Genomic DNA, 3,506 nt, shown 5'->3' on the forward strand with positions numbered 1-3,506 from the left:
CGACGCTGGAGCGTCAGATCCCTCCTCCGTCGGGACCAGGTCTGCTCCCACGCTGGAGCGTGGGGAGCCAGCCGAAACAATGTATTAGTTTTTAGACAGCCTCTGAGATGGTTTGCGTCATACCAACCCAAATACGGCGTGGTCAGGCCTGTGCTTTGCCGTCGTTCCGCTTGCGTATGGCCTTCCCTTGCGCTGCGCGCTGCTTGCGTACCACTTTGGGGTCCGCGATAAGCGGCCGGTAAATCTCCACCCGATCACCAGGCGCTAAGGCTTGATCGAGCTTTGCGAGCTTGCCGAACACCCCCACCCGGTTGACTCTGAGGTCGATCTCGGGGAAGCGCTGCAGGATTCCGGACTGCTCGATGGCCCCTTTTGCCGTGAGCCCCTCGCTCGCCGTTACCGAGAGGATCGTCTGCGCGTCCGGCCGGGCATAGGCGATCTCGACCCGGTTCCGATCCTCAGTCACGGTAGACCTCCTCGGCCCGCTTGCAGAAGGCGTCTACCAGCGTGTTGGCGATCTGATTGAACACCCGGCCGAAGGCCTTGTCGATGAGCTTGCCGGAGAACTCGAAGTCGAGCTCGAGCTCCACCTTGCAGGCGTCCCGGCGCAGGGGTCGAAAGGTCCAGGCGCCCTGGAGCTTGCGGAAGGGGCCATCCACCAGCATCAGCTCCATCCGCTCCCCGGGAACGAATCGATTGCAGGTGGTGAAGGTCTGGTGGATGCCTGCCCGGGCCACCTCCATGCGACCGCAAATCCGGTTATCCTCACGGGACAGAATCTCGGCGGCCGCACACCAGGGCAGAAACTTCGGATAGTCCTCCATCTGCGCCACCAGATCGAACATCCGGGAGGCGGAGAAGGTAACCAAGGCACTCTTGGTGATGACCGGCATCTGCAAAGTCGCCTACAGGAGTCCAACGGCGTTGAAAAACACAAGCACGACCGCGAGGGGAGCGATATACCGGATCAGTACCCGCCACAGACGATAGGCCGGGCCCTGACCCAGGGCGAGCTCGTCCTGGGTCGATGCGCGCGCCATGAACCAGCCCGCGAACAGGGCCATTGCCAGTCCGCCTAAGGGAAGCATGAAGTTGGCGGTAAGGATATCGACCAGGTCGAAGACGCCGTTTGTCTTCACCTCCCCGGCGAAATCGAAGCTGAAGGCCCAGTCGTTGAACGACAGGACGGTCATAATCCCCAGGAGCCAGGCGACGATACCCACGTAGACCGAAGCGCGTACCCTTGCGAATCCCTGATTCTCCACCAACCAGGCAACCGCCGGCTCGATGAGCGAAATGGCGGAGGTCCAGGCCGCGAATACCAGCAGGACGAAGAATAGGGTACCGAACAGCAGACCGCCGGGCATATTGCCGAATGCGATCGGTAGGGTCAGAAAGACCAGACCCGGCCCGGCCCCCGGCTCCAGACCGTTGGCGAAGACGATGGGGAAGATAGCCATTCCCGCCAACAAGGCGACCAGGGTGTCCATCAGGGCGATGATGATGGTCGAACGGGTGATCGAGGCACTCGCGGGCAGGTAAGAGCCGTACATCATGATGGCCCCCATACCCAGGCTCAGGGTGAAGAAGGCATGTCCCATCGCGGTGATGATCGCCCCTGCACTCAGGGCGCCGAAGTCGGGGACAAACAGGAACTTAAGCCCGTCCATGAACTTGCCGCTGGTCAGCGCGTAGCCCACCAGGACCAACAGTAGCCCGAACAGGGCCGGCATCAGGACGCGCACCGCTTGTTCCAGACCGGAACGTACGCCGCGGGAGATGACGATGGTGGTCATCACCATGAAAATCGTATGCCAGGCCAGCAGCCGCTCCGGATCACCGGTCAGGGCACCGAACAGGTCTTTAGCGGTCTCACCGGTTAGGGACGTAAAGCTCCCTCCCAGGGCGCGAAAGGCGTAAGCGATGGCCCAGCCGGCGATGACGCTGTAATAAGAGATGATAAGAAAGCCGGCGATCACCCCTCCCCAACCGATCAGCTGCCAGAAGCCATGCCGATCCTCCGCGTGAGCCAGGGTGCGCATGGTGTTGATCGGGCTCTGGCGACCACGCCGCCCGAGCATGATCTCCGCCATCATGATCGGGATGCCGATCATCGACACGCACAGGATATAGACCAGCACAAAGGCGCCGCCCCCGTTCTCGCCCGTGATGTAAGGAAACTTCCAGACGTTGCCTAACCCGACCGCCGAGCCTGTTGCCGCCAGGATAAACGCCAGCCGGGTCGTCCACATACCGTGGATCGAGGTCGTTGCCACCATCGATGATTCCTCATATGCCGTCCGAACGGGGCCCAACGCCTGCTCGCACAATAGGGGCTTATTTTCCGGCAAATCGGCGGCACTGCTCAAGTCGGGCAGGTTTGCCCCGGGGCGAGCGCGTATAATTTCCGGCTTCCGGTCGTCGGCTACCAGCCGCTGGAAGCTGGTGACTGGTAGCCGGCGACTGATGGATCGCAAAGGATGCAAAGATTTTCTGGTAAGCTAACTGATTGATATCTAATCCATCCATTGAGGCGCAGCACTTCCATGTGGCAATGGGTCTTACGAAAAGCCAGGCTCGGGAAATCGAGCAGGTTTTTCCGCGAACGGGTACGGATCGTGATCGCAACCAAGAACAGTGCCGGGTGGTTCGGAGAGATTCTCCATGCTTACCGAAAGCTGGCGATCCAACCCTTGGTTTTGCTCGATAATGCTTCCGAAGACGGAACCAAGGAATTGCTCGAACGCGAACAGATAGAATTCACTCGGGTTATTCCGGAATTTCCGAGGGTCGAGGCGATCGTTCGATTGATCCCGAATCATACCGATGCCCAGTGGGTGTTGCGCCTGGACGACGATGAATTTCCATCCCATGCCTTGATCGATTGGATCCCGGATAGGCTCGACAGTCTGGATACCAACATCGTCGGCATCCCGCGCCGCTGGGTACGAATGGGGAAGAATGAACACTGCGAGTTTTCCAACCACCCATTGCTGAAGCAGGATCAGGACAAAATGGATATCCAATGGCGCTTGTTTCGGCCGGATCGGGTTGATTACATCACGGACATCCACTCCCCCGGGTTTCGGGCATCAGCCGGGCTGGTCGCCCCGGACGAAGCCTTTTTAGTGCATTTCGATTGGATCATTCGCTCCAGGCAGGCGCGGGCGAGAAAAGTGGCGGATTACGACCGGCAGCAGGGCGGTGCGGGATCGGATTTCCACGATCTCTATTTATGGGAGGACTCCGATCTCGCCGCGCACGGATTTCAACCGATGGAGACGACGGAATTCGACCGGCTGGCGCGCTCGATCAGGATCGACTAGGATTCCTTGATGGACCCGCATCTTTACAAATGAGTCATGATAATTCCTGCTGAAACAAGCCCTTGGCCTGGAATCGGGTCAGGTGGGTCAGGCCTTCTACCCAACTCTTTGGAGTGCGCCGGCAGCGCGCTGCCTCTGATTTGGAACCAAGCGGGGGGCGTTATTACCGTGCTGTTTGCC

At 59.6% G+C, this 3,506-nt stretch carries 4 protein-coding genes; 1 reads left to right on the forward strand and 3 read right to left on the reverse strand.

The genetic code is table 11. The features are described 5' to 3' along the window. Positions 1-142: 142 nt before the first annotated feature. The 3 genes from BQ17_RS10190 to BQ17_RS10200 are packed head-to-tail and all read right to left on the reverse strand — an operon-like array spanning position 143 to position 2,279. Complete coding sequence (locus tag BQ17_RS10190; RefSeq protein ID WP_089726745.1) at positions 143-466, reverse strand: RnfH family protein; 324 nt, start codon at positions 464-466, stop codon at positions 143-145. Then, the gene (locus BQ17_RS10195) at positions 459-893 is read right to left on the reverse strand and encodes a type II toxin-antitoxin system RatA family toxin (protein WP_089726747.1); all 435 of its coding nucleotides are present in this window, start codon (positions 891-893) and stop codon (positions 459-461) included. The genes BQ17_RS10190 and BQ17_RS10195 overlap by 8 nt, the downstream gene beginning before the upstream one ends. Before the next feature lie 12 nt (positions 894-905). Next, the gene (locus tag BQ17_RS10200) at positions 906-2,279 is read right to left on the reverse strand and encodes a sodium-dependent transporter (RefSeq protein ID WP_089726749.1); all 1,374 of its coding nucleotides are present in this window, start codon (positions 2,277-2,279) and stop codon (positions 906-908) included. 339 nt (positions 2,280-2,618) lie between these two features. Between BQ17_RS10200 and BQ17_RS10205 the strand changes: the two genes are divergently transcribed. After that, the gene (locus BQ17_RS10205; protein ID WP_176722380.1) at positions 2,619-3,326 is read left to right on the forward strand and encodes a glycosyltransferase family protein; all 708 of its coding nucleotides are present in this window, start codon (positions 2,619-2,621) and stop codon (positions 3,324-3,326) included. Positions 3,327-3,506: the final 180 nt, after the last annotated feature.

This window comes from Candidatus Thiosymbion oneisti, assembly GCF_900092655.1.
GTDB classification, from domain to species: domain Bacteria; phylum Pseudomonadota; class Gammaproteobacteria; order Chromatiales; family Chromatiaceae; genus Thiosymbion; species Thiosymbion oneisti.